This is a genomic window from Bacteroides zoogleoformans (assembly GCF_002998435.1).
GTDB classification, from domain to species: Bacteria; Bacteroidota; Bacteroidia; order Bacteroidales; family Bacteroidaceae; genus Bacteroides; species Bacteroides zoogleoformans.
The window spans coordinates 1,055,938-1,082,099 of sequence record NZ_CP027231.1 but is presented as its reverse complement, the minus strand read 5'-3'; the positions used below and the strand labels follow the sequence as shown (position 1 = coordinate 1,082,099).

26 protein-coding genes are annotated in these 26,162 nt (G+C 42.7%); 25 read left to right on the top strand and 1 reads right to left on the bottom strand.

What is annotated here, in order from left to right; all coding sequences use genetic code 11:
* The first annotated feature begins 1 nt into the window (after position 1).
* From C4H11_RS04480 to C4H11_RS04370, 25 genes are all read left to right on the top strand, one after another.
* A complete protein-coding gene (locus C4H11_RS04480; RefSeq protein WP_106040631.1) occupies positions 2-1,054 on the top strand; it encodes a 3-oxoacyl-ACP synthase III family protein in 1,053 nt (350 codons plus the stop codon).
* Positions 1,054-2,058: a 3-oxoacyl-ACP synthase III family protein gene (locus C4H11_RS04475; protein WP_317045992.1), complete on the top strand. Its 1,005-nt coding sequence runs from the start codon at positions 1,054-1,056 to the stop codon at positions 2,056-2,058. Before C4H11_RS04480 ends, C4H11_RS04475 begins: the two co-directional genes overlap by 1 nt.
* Positions 2,059-2,061: 3 nt before the next feature.
* On the top strand, positions 2,062-2,691 hold the full coding sequence (locus tag C4H11_RS04470) for an MBL fold metallo-hydrolase (RefSeq protein WP_106040630.1): 630 nt from the start codon (positions 2,062-2,064) through the stop codon (positions 2,689-2,691).
* Between the two features lie 15 nt (positions 2,692-2,706).
* Positions 2,707-3,834: a DegT/DnrJ/EryC1/StrS family aminotransferase gene (locus C4H11_RS04465; RefSeq protein WP_106040629.1), complete on the top strand. Its 1,128-nt coding sequence runs from the start codon at positions 2,707-2,709 to the stop codon at positions 3,832-3,834.
* A gap of 98 nt (positions 3,835-3,932) precedes the next feature.
* On the top strand, positions 3,933-5,093 hold the full coding sequence (locus C4H11_RS04460) for a glycosyltransferase (RefSeq protein WP_106040628.1): 1,161 nt from the start codon (positions 3,933-3,935) through the stop codon (positions 5,091-5,093).
* A gap of 271 nt (positions 5,094-5,364) precedes the next feature.
* Positions 5,365-6,240: a hypothetical protein gene (locus tag C4H11_RS04455; RefSeq protein WP_144597897.1), complete on the top strand. Its 876-nt coding sequence runs from the start codon at positions 5,365-5,367 to the stop codon at positions 6,238-6,240.
* A gap of 11 nt (positions 6,241-6,251) precedes the next feature.
* Complete coding sequence (locus C4H11_RS04450) at positions 6,252-7,436, top strand: glycosyltransferase family 4 protein (protein WP_106040626.1); 1,185 nt, start codon at positions 6,252-6,254, stop codon at positions 7,434-7,436.
* 129 nt (positions 7,437-7,565) lie between these two features.
* A complete protein-coding gene (locus C4H11_RS04445; protein ID WP_106040625.1) occupies positions 7,566-8,468 on the top strand; it encodes a hypothetical protein in 903 nt (300 codons plus the stop codon).
* Positions 8,469-8,470: 2 nt separating this feature from the next.
* On the top strand, positions 8,471-9,733 hold the full coding sequence (locus C4H11_RS04440; RefSeq protein WP_106040624.1) for a TolB-like translocation protein: 1,263 nt from the start codon (positions 8,471-8,473) through the stop codon (positions 9,731-9,733).
* Positions 9,734-9,744: 11 nt separating this feature from the next.
* Positions 9,745-10,560, top strand: a complete 816-nt coding sequence (locus C4H11_RS04435) for a glycosyltransferase (protein ID WP_106040623.1) — start codon at positions 9,745-9,747, stop codon at positions 10,558-10,560.
* Entirely contained in the window at positions 10,557-10,844 is a 288-nt protein-coding gene (locus C4H11_RS14395; RefSeq protein ID WP_234819880.1) for a hypothetical protein, read from the top strand. The genes C4H11_RS04435 and C4H11_RS14395 overlap by 4 nt, the downstream gene beginning before the upstream one ends.
* A gap of 36 nt (positions 10,845-10,880) precedes the next feature.
* Positions 10,881-11,096, top strand: coding sequence for a GHMP family kinase ATP-binding protein (locus C4H11_RS14685; RefSeq protein ID WP_449374856.1), 216 nt, complete (start codon positions 10,881-10,883; stop codon positions 11,094-11,096).
* Positions 11,083-11,712, top strand: a complete 630-nt coding sequence (locus tag C4H11_RS14390; RefSeq protein ID WP_234819879.1) for a hypothetical protein — start codon at positions 11,083-11,085, stop codon at positions 11,710-11,712. Before C4H11_RS14685 ends, C4H11_RS14390 begins: the two co-directional genes overlap by 14 nt.
* Before the next feature lie 221 nt (positions 11,713-11,933).
* Entirely contained in the window at positions 11,934-13,262 is a 1,329-nt protein-coding gene (locus C4H11_RS04425) for a UDP binding domain-containing protein (protein WP_205729983.1), read from the top strand.
* Between the two features lie 303 nt (positions 13,263-13,565).
* A complete protein-coding gene (locus C4H11_RS04415) occupies positions 13,566-13,913 on the top strand; it encodes a GHMP family kinase ATP-binding protein (protein ID WP_129588275.1) in 348 nt (115 codons plus the stop codon).
* 36 nt (positions 13,914-13,949) lie between these two features.
* Positions 13,950-14,534 carry a hypothetical protein gene (locus C4H11_RS04410; RefSeq protein WP_129588274.1) on the top strand — a complete coding sequence of 195 codons (585 nt, stop codon included), beginning with the start codon at positions 13,950-13,952 and terminating at the stop codon, positions 14,532-14,534.
* Entirely contained in the window at positions 14,467-14,928 is a 462-nt protein-coding gene (locus C4H11_RS04405; protein WP_234819878.1) for a nucleotidyltransferase family protein, read from the top strand. The genes C4H11_RS04410 and C4H11_RS04405 overlap by 68 nt, the downstream gene beginning before the upstream one ends.
* Positions 14,840-15,172: a glycosyltransferase family protein gene (locus C4H11_RS14385; RefSeq protein ID WP_234819938.1), complete on the top strand. Its 333-nt coding sequence runs from the start codon at positions 14,840-14,842 to the stop codon at positions 15,170-15,172. The genes C4H11_RS04405 and C4H11_RS14385 overlap by 89 nt, the downstream gene beginning before the upstream one ends.
* A gap of 84 nt (positions 15,173-15,256) precedes the next feature.
* The gene (locus tag C4H11_RS04400; RefSeq protein ID WP_106043128.1) at positions 15,257-16,321 is read left to right on the top strand and encodes an NAD-dependent epimerase/dehydratase family protein; all 1,065 of its coding nucleotides are present in this window, start codon (positions 15,257-15,259) and stop codon (positions 16,319-16,321) included.
* A gap of 475 nt (positions 16,322-16,796) precedes the next feature.
* A complete protein-coding gene (locus C4H11_RS04395; RefSeq protein WP_106040618.1) occupies positions 16,797-17,762 on the top strand; it encodes an IS110 family RNA-guided transposase in 966 nt (321 codons plus the stop codon).
* Positions 17,763-18,244: 482 nt separating this feature from the next.
* Positions 18,245-18,898: a sugar transferase gene (locus tag C4H11_RS04390; RefSeq protein WP_106043126.1), complete on the top strand. Its 654-nt coding sequence runs from the start codon at positions 18,245-18,247 to the stop codon at positions 18,896-18,898.
* 18 nt (positions 18,899-18,916) lie between these two features.
* Entirely contained in the window at positions 18,917-20,203 is a 1,287-nt protein-coding gene (locus C4H11_RS04385) for a DegT/DnrJ/EryC1/StrS family aminotransferase (protein WP_106040617.1), read from the top strand.
* 47 nt (positions 20,204-20,250) lie between these two features.
* Positions 20,251-20,907, top strand: coding sequence for a hypothetical protein (locus C4H11_RS04380; protein WP_106040616.1), 657 nt, complete (start codon positions 20,251-20,253; stop codon positions 20,905-20,907).
* Between the two features lie 54 nt (positions 20,908-20,961).
* The gene (locus C4H11_RS04375; RefSeq protein ID WP_106040615.1) at positions 20,962-22,098 is read left to right on the top strand and encodes an ABC transporter substrate-binding protein; all 1,137 of its coding nucleotides are present in this window, start codon (positions 20,962-20,964) and stop codon (positions 22,096-22,098) included.
* Entirely contained in the window at positions 22,091-23,119 is a 1,029-nt protein-coding gene (locus tag C4H11_RS04370; RefSeq protein ID WP_106040614.1) for an iron ABC transporter permease, read from the top strand. The genes C4H11_RS04375 and C4H11_RS04370 overlap by 8 nt, the downstream gene beginning before the upstream one ends.
* A 111-nt stretch (positions 23,120-23,230) precedes the next feature.
* Here C4H11_RS04370 and C4H11_RS04365 read toward each other — a convergent pair whose 3' ends face one another.
* Positions 23,231-26,152: a PD-(D/E)XK nuclease family protein gene (locus C4H11_RS04365; protein WP_106040613.1), complete on the bottom strand. Its 2,922-nt coding sequence runs from the start codon at positions 26,150-26,152 to the stop codon at positions 23,231-23,233.
* Positions 26,153-26,162 lie beyond the last annotated feature (10 nt).

Here is a 26,162-nt window from a genome sequence, read left to right as displayed (position 1 = left end):
TATGGCATTACTAAAATTCAACAATATCGGTCTCCGTGCTATTGCTGCAACGGTTCCTCACAAGGTTGTCAAGACCACTTCCCTTACCGAATATTATTCAGAGGAAGAGATTGAAAAGTTTATTGCTGCAACGGGTGTTGAAGAGCGCAGATTTGCTGATCCGGATGTTTGCGCTTCAGATCTTTGCTACAAGGCTGCCTGTCAGATTTTTGACGAAACGGAAATCAACCGCGAGGATATTGATGCACTCTTTTTTATAAGTCAGAGTCCTGACTACAAGATTCCTGGAACATCAGGCTTTCTTCAGAACAAACTGGGTTTGAGCAAGGAGACCATCGTATATGATGTTAATATGTCATGCTCTGGCTTTATTCATGGTCTGCTTATGGCATACAATTTCCTGCAGCAGCCTGGTATCAATAACGTAATGATCATGGTAGGTGAAACACTTACCAAGATGATTTCCATGCAGGATAAAGGTACTGGTAAGCTTTTAGGTGATGCCGGTACTGTAGCCGTTTTGAGCAAGGGAGAGCAATATGGCGAGAGTTACTTCTCGATGAATACGGATGGTGCTCACCTCAATTCTGTAATTCTACCTGCAGGTGGAGCGCGTATCCCCAGCTCAGCTGAGACCATGAAGCTCGTGGAGCAGGAAGATGGAAGCATGAGAAGCTATGAGCAGATCAATATGGTTGGCGATGACGTGTTCAGCTTTGCTATATCTGTTTTGCCAAAGGATATCAAGAAATTGCTTGCTTATGCTGGCAAGGAGATTGATGAGATTGACATCTATGCATTCCATCAGGCTAATAACTTCATGTCAAATTATATTGCAAAGAAGGCAAAGGCCAATCCTGATAAGATTCTTCACTCAATTCAGAAGTATGGTAATACAGCAGGAACCTCCATCCCTTTGTGCATGGTAGAAAACCGTGAGAAGATTCAGCCAAACAATTCTGTATTGATGAATGCTATTGGTGCTGGTTTTGCTTATGGTACTGTTCTCTTGAACATTGCTGATTGTAAGATTCTTGAAAAAACTGAACTGTAATGATAGAAGCATATATTAAAGCTCTCTCTTACAACCTCCCGGAGAAAATCCTGACCAATGCTGATATTGCGAAGGATTTTCCCGAGTGGACTGAAGAGAAGATAGCATCCAAGATAGGTATCATGGAGCGTCATGTTACAGTCGATGGTGAGACTGCAAGCGACTTGGCTTGTGGTGCTACTGAAAAATTGTTTGCGGCAAACAATATTGACCGCCAGACCATTGATTACCTTATCTTCGTTACACAGAGTCCAGATTATCATCTGCCGACAACTGCTTGTACCATTCAAACCCGTTTAGGACTGTCCAACAAAATTACAGCTATCGATGTTAATTTGGGCTGTTCTGGCTTCGTAACAGGTCTGTCTCTTGCAAAGGCTGTGGTAGTAAGCGGTCAGGCTCAGAATGTATTGCTATTGACAGCAGAGACCTATTCGAAGTACATGCATGAGCGTGACAAGGGCAACCGTACAATCTTTGGTGATGGTGCAGCTGCTACTCTCGTAAGTACTGAGGGCATGGCACGTATAGGCAATTTCGTGATTGGTACCGATGGTAGCGGTGCAGAGAATCTGATTGTAAAGTCAGGTTGTGCTCGCAATCCAAAACCTCTGAACGACTTGAAATTTGACGATTACGGCAATCCTCATTCGTCAGACAACCTCTATATGGATGGCCCTGCTATCCTCAACTACTCTCTCGAAAGCATACCTCAACTCTTTAAGGATGTACTGGAGAAGAATGGCGAGGAGAAGGACAACATTGACTTGCACGTTTACCACCAGGCCAACATTTTCCTTGCTAATCTTGAAAGACGTAAGTTGAAGATTGCACCTGAGAAGTATTATGTCAACATTGCCAACGTAGGTAATACCGTTTCTTCTACTATTCCTATTGCACTTTGCATAGCGTTGGAGGACGGCACTTTGAAACAAGGCATGAAGGTACTCTCCATGGCTCAAGGCTTGGGATACACGTGGGGTGGTATGGTACTCTATTTTTAACGTATGATACAGATAGAAAGATACGTAAACGAACTTATGACATCCAATTGTTACATCGTCTGGGACGATGTAACAAAGTGCACCATTTGTATAGATCCAGCAAGTGAATTCTCTCTTCGTGAGACTGCTTTCATAGAAGAGAACGGCTTGCACTTAGACTACATAATTCTAACCCATGAACATACAGATCATACATGGGGTGTGAATGCACTCTTAGACAAGTATGATTCCAAGGTAATATGTTCGGAGGCATGCAAAAACAATCTGCTAGAAGCTGGTAATATGTATTTCCGTTTGTATTATGAGCGTGAAAATTATACCTATGCTGTAAGACGTGTGGATTATACCACAGAATCTTTGAACCATATATTGACATGGGGTGAGCATACTGTTAGGTTTGTACCAACTCCAGGGCATAGCATGGGTTCAATATGTATTGATTTAGATGGATGCTTGTTTACAGGCGATACCATCATGCAATACAAAGCATATGTCAACAAGCGTAATGGTAGCTTTGAACTGTATAAACAAAGCATACAGATGATTGTGGGCACCTATCCAAATGAAACTAACATTTATCCTGGACATGGAGAACCATTCATGCTGAAGGATAAAGATGATATAAAGAAATAAATAAATTTTAAAATTATGAATATCCCCTTTCTGTCCCTTAAGGACGTAACCGCTCTTCATGGATCTGAAATTAACGAAGCTGTTACACGAGTAGTAAACAATGGCTGGTATCTCCAGGGTAAGGAGAACGAGCAGTTCGAGAAGCACTATAGTGAGTTTATCGGCTGCAAGCATACCATCGGTTGTGCCAATGGCTTGGATGCTCTCATCTGGATCTTCCGTGCCTACATCGAGATGGGCGTGATGCAGCCAGGTGATGAGGTGCTCGTTCCTGCAAACACCTATATAGCAACCACCCTCTCTATCACAGAGAACGGATTGGTGCCTGTTAGCATTGAGCCAAAGCCCAACACCCTTGAGATTGATGACGACTTGATTGAAGCCGCTATCACTCCTCGTACCAAGGCCATCGCTATCGTACATCTCTATGGTCGTATCGCTTATACTGATAAGATTGGCGAGATCTGCAAGAAGTACAACCTCAAGCTCATTGAGGATTGCGCTCAGAGCCATGGCTGCAAGCATACCGATGGCCGTGTAACCGGTAATATTGGTGATGCAGCAGGTCACTCGTTCTATCCTGGAAAGAACCTTGGTGCACTTGGTGATGGTGGTGCTGTTACTACCAATGATCCTGAGCTGGCTGCTGCCGTTCGTGCTCTTGCTAACTATGGTAGCCAGAAGAAGTATGTCTTCAAGTACGCTGGCCGTAACAGCCGTTTGGATGAGATTCAGGCTGCTGTTCTTGATGTGAAACTGAAGTATCTGACCGAGGATAATGCAAAGCGTAAGGCCGTTGCTCACTACTATTATGAGCACATTAACAATCCGCTGATTACCCTTCCTGATCTCTTTCCTGATGAGCAGAATGCATATCACCTATTTCCCGTTATCGTAAGCGGTAAGGAGAACCGTGCCCGTCTGCATGACTATCTTGAAGAGAAAGGTGTAGGAACTGTATGCCATTATCCTATCGCCCCACATCAGCAAGAGTGCTATGCCAAAGAGGTTTGGAACACTCCTCAGCTATCCCTTCCTATTACAGAGCGTTTGGCAGATGAAGAACTGAGTCTGCCTATCGGTCCTGCTATTACATTGGAGGAAGTGGCAGAGGTTGTACGTCTCATCAACGAGTTCAAGTAAATCTATAAGATTAACAGGTTGCACAGGTGGTACTGAGTAATCTCGAAGTATGCAGTTCGATACTGCCAACCTGTACATATATTTTGAAAAATCATAGCATGAGAATTTTAATTATTGGTGAATATAGCGGATTCTCAAAATACTTATGTAGGGGATTTCACAGAGTTGGAGTGGAGGCGTGTGCATTCAACTGGGGTGATACGTTCAAAAAAATAGTATCAGAACCTGGTTCAGTAACCATTGATACAAGCAATTATCAACTGTTTGGTAAGGATATAAAGGGCTCTCACTATGTTAGGAGATTTTTTTCCTATATAAAAATGAAGAGGATCATCAAAAAAAAGAAACACTATTATGATTGTGCTTTGATTGTGAACCCAACATTTATTAAAAATAATGATGGATTATGGTACGATCCTTTGCCCACTATTGAAGAAGTGAAGTCCATGTTAGTTGAAAAAGAAATGATTTTTCTATCTGCTTGCGGAAATGACTTTATTTTTAATTCGTTTTTGCCTTTTAGAAAAAAAACTAGCGAATTCTATATAAAGAAATATCAAGGACAGATTGAAACAACAAAAAAACAATTTCTGAATATTTTGGATTCAATTAGAGGTGTTATTCCTGTTATGGTTGATTATGCTGATGCATATCGTTATTTCCAGACGGAGTATAATTACAAAATATTTAATACTATTCCTTTGCCTTACGACGTGAAATTAAAGGTTGAAACAAAAGAAAGATGTGGGAAAATTAATATTTTTCACGGAGTAACAAGGAGTAAAGAAAAGGGAAGTGAAATTATCATTAAAGCGCTTAAGATAATTGCAGAGCGTTACAACGATAAGGTTACAATTAATATTGTATCGCATTTGCCGCTCAATGAATATTTAGCAATAATGAGAGATGCCGATATAATTATCGACCAATGCTACGCTCATAGTTACGGCATGAACACAATAGAGGCATTGTCAATGGGTAAAGTTGTATTAAGTGGAAATGAGCCAGAAAACATGCAAGAATTTACCATTAATTATTGCCCAGTTGTTAATATTTGTCCTACTGTAGATAGCATATTAACCGAGTTGGATATATTAATTAATGATCCATCAAAAATCGATATGATTTCAAAAGAATCAATCGATTATGCATTGAATTTGCATGATTGTAAGAATATTGCTTTGAAATATATAAATTTATTTTCAAAACAAAAGTCTTTATATAAAAAAAATGAGATCACCGGATTTTATTCTAAATAAGGAGATATTATACTTTTTCCTGGCAGCTCTGCTTCTTGTTACGTTTGTGCCATATTTCGCATGGACGAATGCATTGCCTGGATATTCTCTTATCGTGTTAACAATATTATTGATACCACATTGCAGTCAAAGAATTGTTCATAATTATGGTCTTAATGGTATAATATTACTACTGATATTAAAAGTTTTGTTAGATTGTAGTTTTAAGCTATCGGTAAGTTCTGTGCTAGGAATATTACTTGTTGTCTTCTTATATACAGATAAAGACTATATGTTACAAATATTAGAACGGTTCAAAACGTTAATATCATGTATATTATTAGTGTCTTTAGTCATGTATATAGCAGTGGTTTATGTAGGTTTGAATCTGCCTCACATAACAATTATGCCATTAAATGAAACGAAAGACTATTTGTATAATAACTATTACCTTCTTCTAGTACCTACGAATGTAAGAGATATACAATTATTATATAGGTTTCACGCTATATTTGAAGAACCTGGTGTAGTCAGTACGATTGCCACTACTTTTTTGATAATGGACCGTTTTAGACTAAATTTATGGAGAAACGTAGTTCTGTTTATCTCTGGAATTGTATCATTCTCACTTTTTTTCTACGTAGTAACAATACTTTTTTTTGTGTTTCAATATAGGAAAATTGTTAATATAAAATTCATTATCCCTGCTATTATTAGCATTGTTGCATTATTAGTTATTAACAGTTATTACCAAACAGATATTGACTTAACACAACTTGTTTCTGATCGCTTATCTATCGGAAATGGTCATTTAGGTGGTGACAATAGAAGCTCTGAAAGCTTTAATAGGGCGTATGATGCTTTATGGGGGTCATCTGATCTGTTATTTGGTAAAGGGTTAAATGCTCACATGGCTATTGATTCAAAAATTTCAACTTATAAGATGATTATCTATGATTACGGATTAATATATATTATGATATCATTGTTGATAATGGTACTATATGGAATAAAGACATGTAGGAAGAATAAAAAAATATTTCTTTTATATATTTTGTATATATTAATGTTTTACTATCAAAGACCAACATTTATATACATGTCGGGAATATTCTTTATGTTTATTTCCTTACCGTTCGCATTGAAGCATGATTATGAAAACAATTAATATTTTAATAAATGAAAAAAGTTTGTATTCTTTATTCTGGATGGTATAATGCACCTAATGGCGCATCATCTTTTGTAAAAAGCTTTGTAGATAATCAATCATATTTCTCAGAAAAAATAGAATTAGATGTTTATTCCAAGGAACGTTTTGTTTACAAGGATTTTACAAACAAAGAAACTATTAAAAAGAGAAATAAGATTAAATTCCTTATTCATAGAATATTGCAATATAGTACGATACTATCAATAGTGTATAACTATTTTGTAGAAGAACGGCATATGCGCGAAATAGTAAAACGCTTTTGCGACAGTAATCCGAATTACGATGTGATTCATTGTCAGGAGTTAAGTACTGCATATTATTTATATAAATATTATCCTTCTATTAAAAGTAAGGTATTTCTCACACTTCATACAAATGGAGAAGATTTCTCTATGGTATATACTAATAAACCAGCCCTTAATTCTTGGTTAGGAAAAAAATACCTATACAACAGACTGAACTTCGTACTAACCCATATTACAAAGGTTGGATTTGTTTCAAGAAAGTCTATGGAAATTTTTTCTCAAAACCATCCTTTGTTTGAGAGAGAAAAACTGTTTTATGTTTATAACGGTATTATTGATAAAGATTTTGTTAAAGAACCAACTTCTAATAAAGGCAGACTCCATTTTATCTGCGTAGGGTCTTTGACTAATAGAAAAAACCAAATGGGATTGATAGAAGCCATTACTCGGTTAACTCCAGAAGAAAAAATAAGAGTCGAACTTTCATTAGTCGGTGATGGTATTATAAGGGAAAAACTCCAAGATGCAGTTTTAACAAATAACTTAGATTGTGTAAACTTTATTGGTAATACAACTGAAGTTGATTCGTATTTAAAAAAAGCAGATGTTTTTATATTGGTCAGTAAAGACGAGGGATTGCCAATATCAATAATTGAAGCTATGCGGATTGGCCTTCCTGTTGTAGGTTCGAATGTAGCGGGAATACCAGAGCAAATCATCGATGGCGAAACAGGTTTGGTGATAGAATATGATGTGGTTTCAATAACTAATGCATATAAATATATGCTTTCGTTGTCATCAGAAGAGTTGATGATAATGGGTGAAAAGTCCAAAAAGCTATTCAAGGAACGATTTACGGTAAATAGAATGTTTGATAACTATATTAAACTATATCAAAATTTTAATTAATATTACAGAATAATGTGTATATCTAAAATTGTATACGGCTCAAAACTGTTGAGCTCTTTTTCATGTGCATTGATTCGCATAAAAAATAGTCGTTATGTACGTGATGTACATAATCGCTCATATTTGGACATGTTTGATTATAAACAGCTATCTAAGCCTCTTCCTAAATACTTTAATGAAATAATAACGGACAATAATTGTTTCGGCATTGGTTATAGTATAAGAAAATATTGTAGTTGGAAAAAGTCTTATATAAAAGCATTAGTCGAGCATGGTTATTTTTTCGGCAGTTATGTTTCATCTCAAGAAACAATGACGTTTGCTAATACGATACTAACTTTTGGAGAGGTGAGAGTGAAACATATACAAAATCATATTGAAAAGAAAAAAGCTATACCTATTGGACCGTATATTCATTATGCGAATCAGTACCTTACAGAATTAGAATTTGGTAACATAAAAAAAATGCTTGGTAGGACATTGTTGGTTTTCTTTTCTCATGCTCCTACTGGGTGTAGTGTTTCATTTGACATAGACTATTTGATTTCAAAAATTGAGCAAATCCGTCATGACTATGATAGTGTTGTTATATCCTTATTCTGGAGTGACATAACACTTGAGGTGGAAGAAAAACTTTTGAAGAAAGATTACAAAATATTTTGCTCAGGTCATAGATATGATTATAACTTTTTATCACGTCAAAAATCTATGATTGAACTATCAGATATGACAATGTCAAATAGTGTGGGTACGCATATAGCATATTGTACCTATTTAAGAAAACCACATTGGATAGTCAGACAAGAAATAAAAACGACCGCAAACAGTGATAAAGGCAATGCAAATCTTGCAATAGATAATTGGCAGGCTTCGGATAGTACACACAATTCTGAGATAGAAGAACTTTACTCGATTTTTTCTGAATACAAAAAACTATTAACTTCGGAACAAGATATGATATGTAAAAAATATTTTGGTTTTGAACACATAAAAACGCCTATAGAAATGTTTAATCTATTAAAGTCATTGTAAATATGGCAAGTATAGAACAAAAGATAAATTATCAGCTGAATAAATATCCGGCTATTAAGAAGGTAATAAAGCGTATATATCAGTTGGGATGCTATGCTGTAAGCAAGAAAATAAAGAGTCAGGGTAATATCGTAAAGGTGTCGCCCAATGAAGAAGGAGAATTCTTCTTCGGCTATTACGACAAGACGCCATGGGATGCAACCATGCGATATATGCTTTGCATGAAGGCGAAGGATACATGGAGCGAGCCAGATCCAATTGGGATTGCAGAGATCATCCGTATCGACACGACGACTAAAACTGCCGTTACACTTGCAACCACTAATTGCTGGAATGTGCAGCAAGGTTGTATGGCACAATGGATGGGGCCTGACTTTAAATCGCGTATTTTGTATAACGACCTTCGTGATGGCAAGTATTGCTCGGTAATTCTTGATGTAAATACCTTCCAAGAGCGTGTGTTGCCTATGCCGGTATATACACTTTCGGCTGATGGTAAGACAGCTCTCGGGTTGGACTTCTCACGTTTGCATTCGCTTCGTCTTGGTTATGGTTATGCAGAACTGCCTGAGGTAACGAAGGGTGTGGCTTTGCCCGATACTCCTGCCGTATGGAAGATGGATGTGGAAACTGGTGAGGTGGTTGAACTCCTAAAATATATCGACTTCGCAAACTTCCAGCCTCGTCCGGAGATGCAGGAGGAGGGTAGTGTACACAAGGTGAACCATCTGATGTTGTCGCCTAACGGCAAACGCTTCATGGTACTGTACCGTTGGTTCTGCGGTCAGAGAAAATACACCCGACTCGTTACCTGTAACGTGGATGGTACGGATATGTATGTTCTCTCGGATGACGACATGGTGAGCCATTGCTACTGGAAGAACGATGAGGAAATCATCGCTTTTGAGCGTAAGAAGGAGTTTGGCCCGGGTTACTACCTTATGAAAGATAAGACTCAGGAGTGGACTCACATCTGGCCACAGCTTAGTAATGACGGCCATCCAAGCTATTGCCCAACCGAGAATCATCTGGTGGTGTTCGATACCTACCCAAGTCGTTCGCGTGTGCAGGAATTGAAGTTGGGACTCGATACTGATACCACAGGCGAAAGTGTGAAGGTGATTGCTCGCGTGTTCTCTCCATTCAAGTACGACAACAACACCCGTAACGACCTGCACCCACGTTGGCGTCAAGATGGTAAGGCGGTTTGCTTCGATTCGGTTTTTGAAGGAAGACGTGGTTTATATGTAGTAAACCTTGATTAAAAAGAATAGGGATGAATAATATGATAGTATTGATGTCGGTATATAAGAACGACAATCCCGAGCATTTACGTTTATCAGTTGAGAGCATTCTTGGACAAACGTATCAGGACTTCGTACTGCTAGTGGGTGTAGATGGTACTGTGAGCGATGGCCTTGCTGATGTGCTTCATGGATATGAGTCGGATTCTTGCGTGAAAGTGTTCTGGTTCACGGAGAACAGAGGTCTAACTGCCGTATTGAACAACCTGCTGGAAGAAGGCAAGCGGTTGCAGCCAAAGTATATTGCACGCATGGATGCCGATGACATATCGAAGACAAATCGCTTTGAGAAGCAGGTGAAGTACCTGGAGGAGCATGAAGATCTGGACGTGATAGGTGGCGCTATTGAGGAAATGGAGTATGACGGCAAACAGAATGGAAAGGTGATAAACTATCCGTTGACGCATGATGATTGCTTTGCTTTCTTCGCAACTCGCAATCCGTTGGCGCATCCTGCAGTCATGTTCCGAGCAAGGTTCTTCGACAAGGCTATATCGTATAATGCTTCATATAAGAAAAATCAGGATACGGAATTGTGGTACCGAGCATTCAAGGCTGGATGTAAGTTCGGCAATCTGAAGGATGTGGTACTGACATTCCGCGTATCGAAGGACATGTATAAGCGCAGAGGTGGAACGAAGTTCGCCAAGGAGGTGCTGAAGCTCAGAAACGAGGTAAACCGTGGTTTGGGTTATGGCATGAAGGCTACACTCTTCGGCTATGCGTATTACATTATGGCAATCAGCCCTGGATGGGTGAAGAAATTTGCATATAAGACGTTTAGATGATAAAACTATTCTTTGAACTGATAAAGGTTTCATTAGGCAATAGAGAGGGTCTGGACAAGGCTCCTTCTGTTGCCGAATGGGAGGTCTTGTACGATTTTGCAACCAAGCAATCCTTGCAAGGCGTTTTGACCCAGATACGTTGTCTCCAGGCAGATTTCCAGATATTTCTTGATTTCCTCGGCAGACAGGCGGGCAATCTTCTTGCGTGCTTCAGCCGGCATGACTACAAGTGCCTCCGGGCAGCTTTCAAGATGTACGGGCAGCAGAATGTGCGTGAGGATTGACAAGTAAATCTTACAAGCAAGAGCTTCGAAGGCGAAGTGCATATAGATCTTCGGAAGCGCACAGAAGTACGTGAGAAACATTGGGGTGACTATGCTCGTGGTGCAAAGTATGCGCTACAAAAGCGTTTTGAACTTACACATGGCATTGATGGTGTCCTGCAAGGATCAGTACCAGTAGGAGGTTTATCTTCTTCTGCAGCGGTACTTATCGCATATGTCATAGCTTTTGCCAAGGCTAATGGCATTAATTAAGTTGCAGCCGTTTGAAGTTGTGACAATTGCTTCTGAAGCAGAACGTGAGTATATCGGACTTAATAATGGCCTACTTGATCAGGTTTGTATCGCACTTGGGCAGAAAGATGGCCTTCTCTTCCTTGACTGCGATAGCAACGATTGGCGAGTTATCAAACGCAATCCGAATATGCCAGACTTTGAGATTGGCGTATTCTTCAGCGGACTGATACGTTCTTTGGTTAGTTCAGATTATAACCTCCGCGTTTTTGAGTGTAAGACTGCTGTATGGAATATGCTTGCATATATGGATCAGCCTCTTAAAACATTCGATAAGACGTTCCTTCGTGACATTCCAAAGGAATCTTTCGACAAAACCCGCGATATGATGCCTTCTCGTTTTGCACGCAGGGCAGAGCATTTCTATTCTGAGTATTGTAGAGTACGTCAGGGAGTAATTGCTTGGGAAACAGGTAATCTTCAACTCCTGGGAAAACTCTCATTTGATTCATGTGAGTCTTCTATTCACAATTATGAGTGCGGTAGCCCTGAGTTAATTTCTATCTACAATATCATCGTCCTATGCAAGGCGTTTATGGAGGTTGTTTCTCTGGTGCTGGTTTCAAGGGTGCTGTAATAACCCTTGTTGATCCTGCTTACAAGGAAAACATCGAAAAGGAACTCACAGAAAAATACCTCGCTGACTATCCTGAATACGAGAATACCTTCAAGGTATTCTGGGTGAAACCTGGCGATGGTGCAAGATTCGTGGATGATATGTACCAAATGATATACTAATGACAAATAACTTGAATGAAATAAAGTTTTAGCCCTATTATTATGAGAGAATTTAGTGAAATGAAAATAGCTGTAGCTGGTACAGGCTACGTAGGTCTGTCTATTGCGACTCTGTTGGCACAAAACCATCAGGTTACAGCTGTTGATGTAATAGAAGAGAAAGTAAATAAGATCAATAAACGAATTAGTCCTATTCAAGATGAATATATAAAAAAATACTTTGCTGAAAAAGATTTGAATTTGACTGCAACACTTGATGGTGCAAGTGCTTACAAGGATGCTGACTATGTGGTTATAGCTGCTCCTACCAACTATGACCCTGTGAAGAACTTCTTTGATACTCATCATATTGAAGATGTGATAGACTTGGTTATTAGCGTAAACCCTGATGCCATCATGGTAATCAAGTCGACAATTCCTGTTGGTTATTGCCATTCTCTCTATGTGAAGTATGCTCTCAAGTTCTTGACTGATCCAACTTTGAAGGATAAGAAGTTCAATCTTCTCTTCTCGCCAGAGTTCCTTCGTGAGTCAAAGGCTCTGGAAGACAATCTCTACCCAAGTCGTATCATTGTGGGCTATCCAAAAGTGTTGCCTACTGGCGTGAAGAAGAAATGGGAAGAGGAGAATGTGGCAATTGCTACTATCGGAAATTCTGAAGCAGAGATGTATGCAAAGGCTTTTGCTACCCTTTTGCAAGAAGGTGCTATCAAGGAGAATATTGATACTTTGTTCATGGGGTTGAAGGAGGCAGAAGCGGTAAAGTTGTTTGCAAATACCTACCTTGCCCTCCGTGTCTCTTACTTTAACGAGCTTGATACATACGCAGAGGTTAAGGGTCTTGATACTCAGGACATCATTAGTGGAGTAGGTCTTGATCCACGTATCGGTACTCACTATAACAACCCTTCGTTCGGTTATGGTGGCTATTGCTTACCTAAAGATACTAAGCAGTTGCTCGCAAATTATGCCGAAGTCCCTCAGTGCATGATGAGTGCTATTGTAGATTCAAATCGCACTCGTAAAGACTATATTGCCGATGCAGTCCTTCGCAAGGCTGGCTACTATGCAGAAAATGCTTCATGGGATTCATCGAAGGAACATCAGTGTGTCATCGGCGTTTATCGTCTGACAATGAAGAGCAACTCAGACAACTTCCGTCAGTCTGCTATTCAGGGCATCATGAAGCGCATCAAAGCAAAGGGTGCTGAAGTAATTATCTATGAACCAACGCTCGAGAATGGAACATCATTCTTTGGCAGCCAGATCGTAAACAACCTTGATGAGTTTAAGGCTAAGTCAAAGGCGATTATTGCGAACAGATATGATGACTGTTTGGAAGATGTGATGGACAAGGTTTATACACGTGATATTTTCAAAAGGGACTAATTCTTAATCAACTACAGATGCATTACCTTTCAGCACAAAGATTTTTTGAGATATGGCAAAGATCCAGATGGAGTAAAGTTTTGCCCTCAGCGAGTGGTTCCTGTAATCGCACACTCTGATTATGGATTGGGAAAGAGTACGGGTTTCACCATTGATAAGGGAATCCGACTTGCGTACCGCAAGAAGATGAATGACGTCATTGAGCAGGTGTCTTTCCTGTTTGAGAAGAGAGCTCAGTGACATATTGCAAGCACGTCTGAGACACCCTAGTCGGACTGGGCAGATTGCCTCAGAGGTGCCACCTTGGTATTAGCCAAGAAATATCCTCCGTGGTACGGTATGAGTGGCGTGATTAATGGCTCACTGCTTATTGGTGGACTGTCTTCATCGGCAGCTGTCACCACCGTGTTCCTCTCAGCCTTCTCCAAAGTGAATGGCATCGAACTCTCCCGTCAGGGAATCATCGACATGGCCTTGTCGGCCGAGAAGGACTATGTGGGAGTTAACGTGGGCAAGAATGATCAGGCCTGTGAGGTTTATTCCAAGAAGGACAACCTTGTGTTGATCGACAACAAGGACGACTCTTTCAAGTTGATTCCTACCAGTCCCACGATGAAACCCTATGAGTTTGCCATCTTCTTCAGCGGATAGGAAAGGAACCTGAGTGGCACCAATCTCAACATGCGTGTGGACGAACTGTGGAGTGCTGCCTACGCCCTCGAGGCTTTTGCTGGCATGAAGTATGGCAAGTACAAGGATACGAATACCCGAGACATCCCACGTGAGATATTCGAACAGTACAAGCACAGGTTGCCCGAGACATGGGCTCGCAGAGCCGAGCATTGGTATACGGAGCAGGAGCATGTGGAACAGGCAGCCGAGGCATGGCAGAGAGGTGACATCGAAGCCTATGGCAAGCTGTCGTTTGAGAGTGGTAAGTCGTCTATCGAGAATTGGGAGAAGGGTTGCCCCGAGCTCAAGTGCCTATACGACATCATGACCCGAACGGATGGTATCTATGGTGACCGCTTCTCGGGTGTCGGTTTCAAGGGTTGTTGTGTAGCGGTTATCGATCCCGCCCTCCGTGACAGCATCATCGAGAAAGTCACAACGGAATACCTTAAGGTGTTCCCTGATTTGATTGGAAAGTATAAATCAATCATCTGCCATAGTGCAGATGGCATAAGATTATCATATAAAGATTATGCAGTGTCTTATATTAGCTGCGGGTTACGCTACCCGCTTATATCCCCTTACAGAGAATTTCCCTAAGCCACTTCTGAAGGTTGGTGACAAGAACATTCTTGACTGGCTCCTTGACGATATAGATGGTGCCGGACTCGTGGATGAATACGTAGTTATCAGCAACCATAAGTTTGCCCACCACTTTCAGGACTGGGCGGAAACTAAGTCTCAGAAGGTAACCGTTGTGGATGATGACACTTCCACCAACGAGACCAGCCTTGGTGCTGTCTGTGATATCAAATTTGCTGTTGACCAGCTGAACCAGAGTGGAGACTTCCTGGTCATAGCAGGCGACAATGTCCTCAACTTCAGCTTGCAGAAGTTTGTTCACTATGGCAATGAGAAGGCAGACCTCGTGCGTGATGCGTTTCTACGAACCCAGCGAGGAGCGTCTCCACAAGTGTGGTGTGCTACAGCTTGATGATACCGATCGCATCATCAACATGGAAGAAAAACCAGCCGTCCCTAAGAGTCGCTGGTGCTGCCCTCCTTTCTACTACTACAAGGCAGAGGATGCCAATCGCATTCCCGAGGCTATCGCAAATGTTTGTGGCACAGATGCTCCTGATAGCTTCATCGCATGGCTCTGCCAGCAGACGACCGTCCACGCCGTGAAAATGCCCGGTCGCCGCTATGACATCGGCAATCTCCAGATCTATGAGTAGGTACAGAAGGAATATCCCGGAATCGTAAAATGATTAACGAGTGTCCATCAGATTATTAACTCACCAATGATAGATAATATAATTATGGTAAATTATAATGTAAACCTTGAGGGTAAGACAGTTCTCGTAACCGGTGCAGCAGGCTTTATTGGCGCTAATCTCGTAAAGCGTATTTTCAAGGATTTCCAGAACGTACGTGTGGTTGGTCTGGACAGCATCACAGATTACTATGATGTGAATATCAAGAACGAACGCCTGGCTGAGATTGAGGCACTCAGGCGTGACTGGAAGTTCGTTAAGGTAAACCTTGCAGACAAAACAGCTATTGATCGGCTTTTTGCCGAGGAGAAGTTCGCTGTTGTTGTCAACCTTGCTGCTCAGGCAGGTGTGCGCTATTCAATCACAAATCCTAGCAGCTATATAGAAAGCAACCTTATTGGTTTCTATAACATCTTGGAGGCATGCCGTAACTACCCAGTAGAGCATCTCGTCTATGCATCATCATCATCGGTATATGGCTCTAACAAGAAGGTGCCATACTCAACAGACGATAAGGTGGACAACCCTGTCTCGCTCTATGCCGCCACCAAGAAGAGCAATGAGCTCATGGCTCATTCATACTCAAAACTCTATAACATCTCGTCAACGGGTCTCCGCTTCTTCACGGTCTACGGTCCTGCTGGTCGTCCTGATATGGCCTACTTCGGTTTCACCAACAAGCTTCGCGAAGGCAAGACCATACAAATCTTCAACTACGGCAATTGCAAACGCGACTTCACCTACGTTGACGATATCGTAGAAGGTGTAGTACGCATCATGCAGCACGCTCCAGAGAAGCAGAATGGCGAAGATGGCCTTCCAATCCCTCCATACAAGGTATATAACATCGGCAGCAACAGTCCTGAGAACCTTCTTGACTTCGTTACTATCCTTCAGGAGGAACTCATTGCTGCCAAGGTGCTTCCTGCAGACTATGACTTTGAGTCGCACAAGGAACTCGTACCCATGCAACCAGGTGATGTGCCTGTAACATACGCTGACACAACTCCACTTGAGCAAGATTTCGGATTCAAGCCAAGTACAAGTCTTCGTCAAGGCCTTCGTGCCTTCGCTCAGTGGTATGCGAAGTATTATGGGGCTGAGGAATAAACCTTCGATAAGCAAATCTAGAGCATGTATTGCTAAAAGTCCAGAAATTTGTACCCATAGAGTTTTAAGTAACCTCCAATCCCAAGCGAATAGCCGCCAACCATTTCTTTCAATCCCTCGGATTCCAGAAGAAAGAGGCTAATTGCTATGTGATGACATTTGAATCATATATATCACATACATAGTCGTTCCTTAAATACTTCATACTCTCATGATTTATAGTTTGTTATAATGCAAATTATTTGCTTATATCTGCAATATTTCGTTGTATATTATTAATTGTTATATTTTTGCATAAAGTTTCAACATCAGAGTATGGAATAAGGCAGCTTTTTCATTAGTCATAAAGACCGTGAGGTATGTTTCGCCCCCACACTTTTATATCAGAAACCGGATAGTTCAATGGGCTTTTGACCCCGCATTCGCAATGATGGCTCACGGTATATAGATGTTGTTTTAATAAATTATTCAGACTATGACTTACGTTGGGATTGATGTCAGCAAGGCGACCTTCGTTGTCGCTTATTCGTCTGCTAAGACAGGCAGGACAAAAACATTTAAAAACACTGTAAAAGGTGTACATGAGTTTATACAGACCGTTTCAGCAGCAGAGCACCATTGCGTTTTGGAAGCCACCGGGAATTACAGTGCGTTGCTCGTCTATCTGCTTTCCGAAGCCGGGATAACCGTCAGCCTTGAGAATCCGCTGAAGATAAAGAACTTCGCCCGTGCCATGCTCTCCGTCACCAAGACGGACGAGATTGATGCCCGTCTGATAGCTCTGTACGGCGAGAGGATGCAACCGGCTCCTTACAAGCTGCGCAGCGATTCAATCCTCATCCTGAAGCAGAAACGCACGGTACTGCGACAACTCAAGAAGCAACTCGTGGCAACACGCAACCTCAAAGGTTCACTGGAGGTTCTTCCTTCTTTTGACCCTGAATGTAAGAAAACCATCGAAAGGACGATTACATTCCTGGAGAAGCAAATCAAGGCAATGGAAGAGAAGATTGCTTCCTTGGCACAAGGTGAGTACAAGAAACAGATGGACCTGCTCACCTCCATCAAGGGTATCGGTGTCACACTGGCAGCAGCACTCATCGTAGCCACCGGTGGGTTCACCTACTTTGATAACGCCAAGCAACTTACCCGTTATCTGGGCTTGTCGCCTACTTACCAACAATCCGGTACGTCAGTCAATGTCAAAGGTCACATCAACCGAAACGGAGATTCAAGCCTCAGAAGCCAGCTTTATGTAGCGGCATTCTCATCGCTCAGGTGTAATACTGAGTGCAAGGCATGTTTCGACCGTTTGCGGTCTAACGGCAAGCCGGGTAAGGTGGCGGTCGTTGCGGTCGCCAACAAACTTGTAAGGCAAGCCTTTGCTGTAGTCACGCAAGGGAAACCGTATGTTGATGGGTTCAAGTCCGAAAGACCATAAATACTCATATGCGGAGGGAACGCCATGCGGCAAGGGGCTGAGCAGTCAGCCCCGACGAGCTTTCCATACACGAGAACCTGCATGATTATGCTAATTATCGTTAACCGTATTCAATTTTCTTATTATAGTTTTTCATTGTATTTCACTACTATAAAGTTACAACAAATTTCGATAATCACCAAATTTGTAGACACTTATAATTCGTCGAATTCACGTTAATTAGGGTCTACTAATTTAATGCAAAATATTGGAAATTAACAAATTAACTTGTATAAGATTTGCTTGATTCGCAAAAAATGATTACCTTTGAGTGTTAAATCCTACAAGAAGCGACATGAAATACTACTCTCAATATCGTATTCATGACCTGTTTGAACTCCAAGAGTCTCTTTCGGGATTAAGCAAGTCCAACCGCCGGGCTAAGCGATAAGTTCCACTAAGAAGTGCAAATATTCTCCAAGATAGAAATAATAATAATAATTATGATATTAAAATGGATTTTTGATCGTGTAGTTGCTCTTATTGGTTTACTTTTTCTGTGGCCAGTATTGCTCATTGTAGCAATCATGGTGAAGATTAAAATGCCTGGAGGGCCTGCATTCTTTGTTCAGAAACGTGTAGGTAAAGATGGTAAGTTGTTTAATTGTCATAAGTTCAGAAGTATGACAGTGAAGCATAATGGTTCATCGGTTTCTGTAGCGGGTGACAGTCGAATTACTCCTTTTGGTGTTACGTTGCGTCACTATAAGTTGGATGAGCTTCCTGGGCTTTGGGATGTGCTTATCGGTAACATGAGTTTTGTGGGGCCACGTCCGGATGTTCCAGGTTATGCAGATAAGTTGACAGGTGAAGATCGCGATGTACTGAAGCTTCGCCCTGGTATCACGGGGCCTGCAACATTGAAGTATCGTCTCGAAGATGAGATGATTTCTGAATATGTGGCAAAGATGCAGGCAGAAGGTGATAAACGTGAAGCTCAAGAAATTGCTGTGGAGCATAATGACAATGTAATCTATCCTGATAAGGTTCGCTTGAATTGCTATTACTATCGCCACTACAATTTCTTCAAGGATATCGAGATGATTATCGCAACTGTACTTGGTTGCAAAATTAAGTTTGCTGGTGAAGAATTTTAAAAATACAACATATAAATTATGCCAGAAGAAAGAAAAACAATCTATTTATGTCTCGCTCATATGAGCGAAGACGGTATGGAACAGAAATATGTTAAGGAAGCATTTGACACGAATTGGGTGGTTCCTATGGGACCTAATGTGAATTCTTTCGAGAAAGATCTTGCGGATTTTTTCAATAGTAAGGTTGATGGTAGTGAAGAACTCGACCGCAGGGTGGTCTGTCTTTCGGCTGGTACTGCGGCTGTTCACTTGGCATTAATCGCTTGTGGTGTGCAGGCTGGTGATGAGGTTTGTGTGCAGAGCTTCACTTTCTGTGCTTCTTCGCACCCAATTACTTACCTTGGCGCAAAACCAGTGTTTATCGGCAGTGAGAAGGAGACCTGGAATATGGATCCGAAATTGTTGGAGAAGGCGATTCTTGACCGTAAGGAGAAGACTGGTAAGTATCCTAAGGCCATAGTGCCTGTGGCACTTTATGGTATGCCTTATCAGATTGATAAAATCATAGCTATTGCTGATAAGTATGGTATTCCTGTTATTGAGGATGCTGCCGAGGGGCTTGGCTCTCGTTTCGATGGTCAGGTGCTTGGCACATTTGGCAAGTATGGCGTGATGTCGTTCAATGGTAACAAGATGATTACTACTTCCGGTGGTGGCGCACTCGTTTGCCGTAATGAGGAGGATGCAAATGAGATTATGTGGTATGCTACTCAAGCTCGGGATTCATATCCTTATTATCAGCATACAGCTATTGGTTTCAACTATCGTATGAGTAATGTGTGTGCAGGTATCGGTCGTGGCCAAATGACTGTGCTGAACGACCATATAGCCCACCATAAGCATGTGCAGAAGCTGTATGAGGAATTGTTCGCTGATGTGCTCGGAGTAAAGATTAACAAGCAACCTGAGGATCCTCGCTATGACGCTAACTTCTGGCTTTGCACAATGACATTGGATAAAGACGTTAAGGTGAAAGGACAGGAGAATGTATATAAGGAGGTGATAAAGACTGCCGTGGGTGGTGCTGCCGGTGTGATTCATCAGGTGGATAGCCCTACGACCGATTGTCAGCCAAATGATAATGTGGAGGCTATGCGTGTATTTATGCTTGACAAGAAGGTGGAGTGCCGCCCTGTCTGGAAGCCCATGCACAAGCAACCTGTATATGCTGATGCTGCTGTATATACCAATGGTGTGGAGGAGGAACTCTTCAAAATAGGCATGTGTCTGCCTGCAGGTCCGTATGTGACGGATGAGGATGTGCGGTATATAGTGCAAAGTATTAAAGAGGCGATAGTGAGATAAAAACTCATAAATGATATTACATTAATGAACTCGAAATAATTAATGCGATGAAGACTTTTTCCGGATTAAGTTTTTATGATAGCCTGAACAAATTAACTGTGGGGGTATTATTGTTATTGCTTATTGTGGGGGAAGAAATGGAGAGTGGAATCGTATTTTATATTGTAGCTTTTATGGTTGGTTGTGTATATCAAGCCATCATTCGACAGCTAACAAAGTCATGGCTTAGTTTGAATGAGGAGGAGATAAAAGAAGCCTTCACAAAAGAGAATCCCAACTTAGCATTGCCGGAAAGTATAAAAAGAACATATCTTGCAACATATTACGAGATGGGCAAGCTGGGTTGGTTGATGAATATTCCAATTCTCGAAGCACTTGAAAATTTTATGCGAAATATGTTTTTAATAATTCTTCTCTATTTGATTGCATTTCTTGGAGATTGTAATACCGTTCTTTTCTTATTTCCCAATGGCAATAAGTGTGGAATAGCTTTCTTCTTGGTGTTTTTAATGATTGCTGCAATGTGGTTACGATGTTATTATCAAAAAGAGATTTATAGATTAGTTTGGGAGGCTTATTCTTTTTTATTAGAAGAAGATTACAAGGATATAAGAAGTTTGTTAAAGAAAAAAGACAAAAGTGCAAGATTAAAAATAAAAATAAGAAAAGGCATAATGAATTTCTGTGAAAAATATTATAGGTAAAAAATATCGGACTTGATAACAGGCCTTACCTCGCTTTTCTTTAACTAAAAACGGATGAGAAGATTTTTCGTATCGGTTGTTGTATGCTCTGTCATTTGGCTCTTTGCGGCTTGTGGCGGAAGGAGCAGGAGTGTTACAGACGTTGCCGGAGGCGACACGGTGGTGTTGCGCTATGCCGATAACCTCGTGTTGGTGGATTATCCTGACTATACCGTGGCTTCGCTGCGCAATCCGTGGGATACGTTGAAAACACTGCATACGTATGTGCTTGTGCCTGCCGCCGATCCCTTGCCGGAGAATCTGCCGGAGGGTACGGTGGTGCGTACGCCGCTCTCAAAGGCGGTGATCTACTCGTCGGTGCATTGCGGATTAGTGGCGAGGCTGGGAGCCTTTCGCAGCATAGGCGGCGTGTGCGACTTGAAGTACATCAAGTTGCCGGCCGTGCAGGAGGGATGTCGCAACGGAACGATAGCGGACTGTGGCGACGGAATGAATCCGGATATGGAGAAAATCATCGACCTGCACCCGGATGCCATCTTGCTCTCGCCTTTTGAGAACAGCGGCGGCTATGGACGTGTGGAGAAATTGAACATCCCCATCATAGAGTGTGCCGACTACATGGAGACTTCTGCCATGGGGCGTGCCGAGTGGATGCGCTTTTACGGGTTGCTGTTCGGTGCGGAGGATCAAGCCGACAGGCTTTTTGCCGAGGTGGACAGTTGCTACCGGCGGTTGAGGATGCGTGCCGAACTTTCGTCGGTGAGTTTGTCGGTGCTCAGTGAATTGAAGAACGGGACGGCTTGGTATGTGCCAGGCGGGCGTAGCACAATGGGGCGGCTCTTCGGGGATGCCTGCGGGCGCTATGTCTTTGCCGACGACACGCACAGCGGCTCCGTGCCTCTTGCCTTTGAAACGGTGTTCGACAAAGCAGGGGATGCGGATGTGTGGACCATTAAATACAACCGCGACCGGGATATGACTTATGCGGATTTGGAAGCGGACTTTGCGGGCTATACCGGCTTCAAGGCTTTCAAGACCCGGAACATTTACGGCTGCAACACCGGGAAAGTGCCGTTTTATGAAGAGACGCCTTTTCGTCCGGATTATTTGCTGGCCGACCTGATACAGATTCTGCATCCTGAAATAGGAGATTTGGGAGGTTTGCGCTATTTTTGCAAACTGAATGAGTAGGGGGGGAAAATATGGTATCGGCTTGGGGGTGGTCATCGTGCTGCTTTTCATGGCCAATCTGCTGGTGGGGTCGGTATCGATTCCGCCGGCCGATGTGTTCCGTATTCTTTTGGGGGCTGAGGGAGTGAAGGCCGGTTGGGCTTTTATCCTGTGGGAGTCTCGGCTGCCTCTGGCATTGACAGCATTGCTGTGTGGCAGCGCACTTGCGGTTTGCGGACTGATGTTGCAGACCGCCTTTAAGAATCCGCTGGCCGGTCCGTCCATTTTGGGCATTAACTCCGGCGCAAGTCTCGGGGTGGCTTTTGTGATGCTGTTTTTCGGCGGCAGCATCACAACGGGCACGTTGAGCCTGTCGGGCTTCTTCTCCGTGCTGACCGGAGCATTTGTAGGAGCTATGTTGATCATGGCGCTCATCCTGTTCTTCTCTACTTTATTGAAGAGTAACATTCTGTTGCTGATAACGGGTATCATGATTGGCTATATGGCTTCTTCGGCCATTGCGTTGCTAAACTTTTTCGCTACTGCCGAAGGGGTACAATCGTACATGATATGGGGCATGGGTAACTTTGGCGGTGTGTCTATGCGACAAATGCCGGCCTTTGCTGCGATCACCGTGCTGGGGTTGTTCGCTTCGTTGCTGCTGATAAAACCTTTGAATGCGTTGCTGCTGGGCGAACGCTATGCGGAGAATCTGGGGGTAAACATCCGTAGGGTGAGGAACTTATTGCTGGCAGTAACCGGATTGTTGACTGCCGTCACCACAGCTTTCTGCGGTCCGGTGGCTTTCATCGGGTTGGCCGTGCCGCATGTGTCACGTATGATTTTGGGAACGGCCAATCATAATTCGTTATTGCCTGTCACTATTCTAAGCGGAGGGGCGGTGGCCTTGCTGTGCAATCTGGTGTGTGTACTTCCGGGCGAAGCGGGCATTATTCCACTGAATGCCGTAACTCCTGTCATCGGGGCGCCGGTCATCATCTACGTCATCCTCTGTCAAAAAAATCCACAATATTTTAATTGAAAAAGCCTGAAGGCTTTTACACTTAGGTGTGTCTACTATATCAGCATGATTTAGGAGGAAGTGACTACTGAAGCAGTACAATATTGTACAAGTGTAGACCCTAACGTGTCATCACTTTTCACAGAGACTTCGGAAATCACAATACTCACATTTCTTGCTGTCTTTCGTTTGACTGAAAGTTTCTTCGGGATTATATATCTCTTGCAGCAAATTGAGCAGGCGCTTGCGGAATTCTTCTTCAAAGAAAGCGAAATTTTCTACGGGAAGTTTGGGCTGGCGGGGTGCTCCCATCTCTATGACCGGTGAGTAGCTTTCAGAAGCGGCACGGTGTATATAAAGTAGTGAGGGGGCTACTTTCAATGGTTGCCGGCGGCACATGATGGCTGCATACATGAATGTCTGGAAAATATAAGTGGGTCTGTTTTCGGCAGGGGTGAACAGTTGTTCGACGTTTTCGGGAGTTTTGGGCATTCCTCCGGTTTTGTAGTCTACGATGCGCAATGTTCCTTCCTTACTGTCCATTCGGTCTATGGTTCCTCCAATCTGCAACAGGAGTTTTCCTTGCGGAGTATCAATCTCTACCATCTCCCTTACCTCTTCTTCCATTCCTTCCATGCGGAAAGGGGCATATTGCAGGTCGTTGCGTAGAAGTTGACGCAGGTAGGAAACGATAACTTTTGAATGGATGAGTTGCGTGCCGTTGTATTCCGGTTGCTCCGTTTGGGGCACATGGAAAAACTTTTCTTTGAAAGCGTTGTCCACATAGGTCTGGAGTCTGACTTCATTCTTCATCAATTGCTCCAGATCTTCTTTCCTTATATCTTTGCTGTTGGATGTCAAATCTTTATATATGGATTCGGCGGCATGATGGAAAATCGTTCCGAACAGAGCGGAATCTATTTCCGCACTTACTTCATCGGGAACCCTCAAGCCGGCCACATAGCGGTAATAAAACTTCAGACGACAATCCAAATAGGCATTGAGGGCCGATGGAGAGAAGAAGTTGGCGGGATGACGCCGGATATCGTAGGCATCGTACATCCGTTGCAGCATCTCCGGTGTTTTTATAATGTCGATAGGGCGACTTTGTTGAGGTGACTGTCCGGCTTCAAGGTATTGGCGCGAGATGTCGCAGGGCGACTCCGCCAGAAGCTGGAGCATGAAGCGTGACATCTCTCCACGGTTCAGCCCGTCGGAAGAAGAGTTGTATAGTAGGGTAATATTTTCCGCTCTTTGTATGAGGCGATAGAAATAATAGGCATAAACCGCATTTTTATGCTCGATGGTAGTCATGCCGAAAGCTTTTCTCAGGTTGTGAGGGATAAAAGAAGATTCTCCGCCGGCTTTTGGCAATTGCCCTTCGTTCAGGGAGAGTATGATGAGGTTACGAAAATCGAGGTTGCGCGTCTCAAGTACCCCCATCACCTGCATGCCGATGGCCGGTTCGCCATGAAAAGGAATGTTGGAGGAAGTAAGCAGGCGGTTCAGCAGACCTTTCAATGTCTCCGGTTTCAGACCGCTCAACTCGCCGGTTTCAATCAGGTTAAGCAAGCGATTGACAAGGGTGTAGCCCTTGAACAAAGATTCGCGATAGAGCTGGTTGAAGATATCTTCCGTTTCTTTTTCCTTACGATACACAACTGCTACCTCGCGAAGCAAGTCGGTGAGATAGCTGCATAGAGCCGCAATACCGTTTTGCGGAGTGAAGACCTGCTCCAGAAAAACGTCTTGCTTCAGTTCGGATGGGAGGGGATAGAAGCGATTGTTTTTAATCAGCTGTTTCTCCAGAGCTTCTGCCGCCGAAGAGAGGATACGGACATAAGGATGCTTTAATACGGCGAGCACGGCATCGTAGGTGTAGCATCCCGATTTTGTCTGATAACCGGTGGTCTGCAATGCTGTCAATGTATTGATGAAACTATAGACCGGAGTTTGTGCCAATGGAAATCCCATGGTGATGTTTACGTTTTTCACCTCGGGGGGAATGGAATGGAGAATGGGGAGCAGCAACGCTTCGTTGCAGAGAACAACGGCATTTTCTTTTTCTTTCGCTTCTTGTTCGCTTCGGCTTTCTTCAGCAGCTGTTGAGTAGGGGTGGGCGACTTCTTTAATCCACTGCGGCAGATAGCGTGCCTGTGCATTTTCTGTGGGAGAAGAAATGTAATGTATCTTTTTAGGTCTCCTCATCACGTCGAAAGCGGTTTCGGGCAGTTGGTTGGGAAATCTGCTCAGATTGCGTAAAATGAATTCGCCGGCTTCGTGGGTGTAGGGAGGTGTCTGTAAGCGGGGAAGTGTGGTGTAGTATATATCATAATCCCAATAGAACAATGCTTTTCCGGCATCTTGCAGGAGTTTGAAAAACTCGGTCTCCACTTTGTTCAGTACGTTGAACCCGACAAATACATAGCGGTCGTAGCGCAGGTGGTTGATGTCCAATTGTTCTATGACGTTACGATACATCATGCCTTCGTAGGCAATGCCAAGGTCGGAGAGATTGTTGCGGTAGTGCCGGTATATATCGCCGAGTTTATCCCAAAGTGAGATAAATTTGGCTTTTAGTTCTGTACGTTTCTCTATGGAAAAGTTTAAAAAGAATTGCCGGATTGCTTCTTCTTGCTCTTTATCAAGAAATTCATATCCGTCCATTATATTCTTCAGTTCTTGCAGGTTGGTGAAGAGTTTGCTTGCATCCACAAGATTTTTGTCTACATCATCAAAGTCGCTGATGAGTAATTCGCCCCAAAAATAGAAGTCATCAAGCGTTTCTTCGCTGCGCGTTTCTTCTCGAAAGACTCTGTAGAGTTCGCACACCAGCCGGATAGAATCGCCCAATTTCAAGGGTGATAGTTGTTGGAAGAGTTCACTGATGCTGATGTAGGCGGGCGACCACAAGGGACGGTCGGTCTCTGCTGTCAGAAATTCATTAAAAAACAATCCGGCACGTTTGTTGGGGAAAACGATGGCAGTGTGCGACAAGTTGTTTCCTGTTTTGGAATAAAGGTCTTTGGCGACTGATTGAAGGAATGGTTCCATGTTCTCTTTA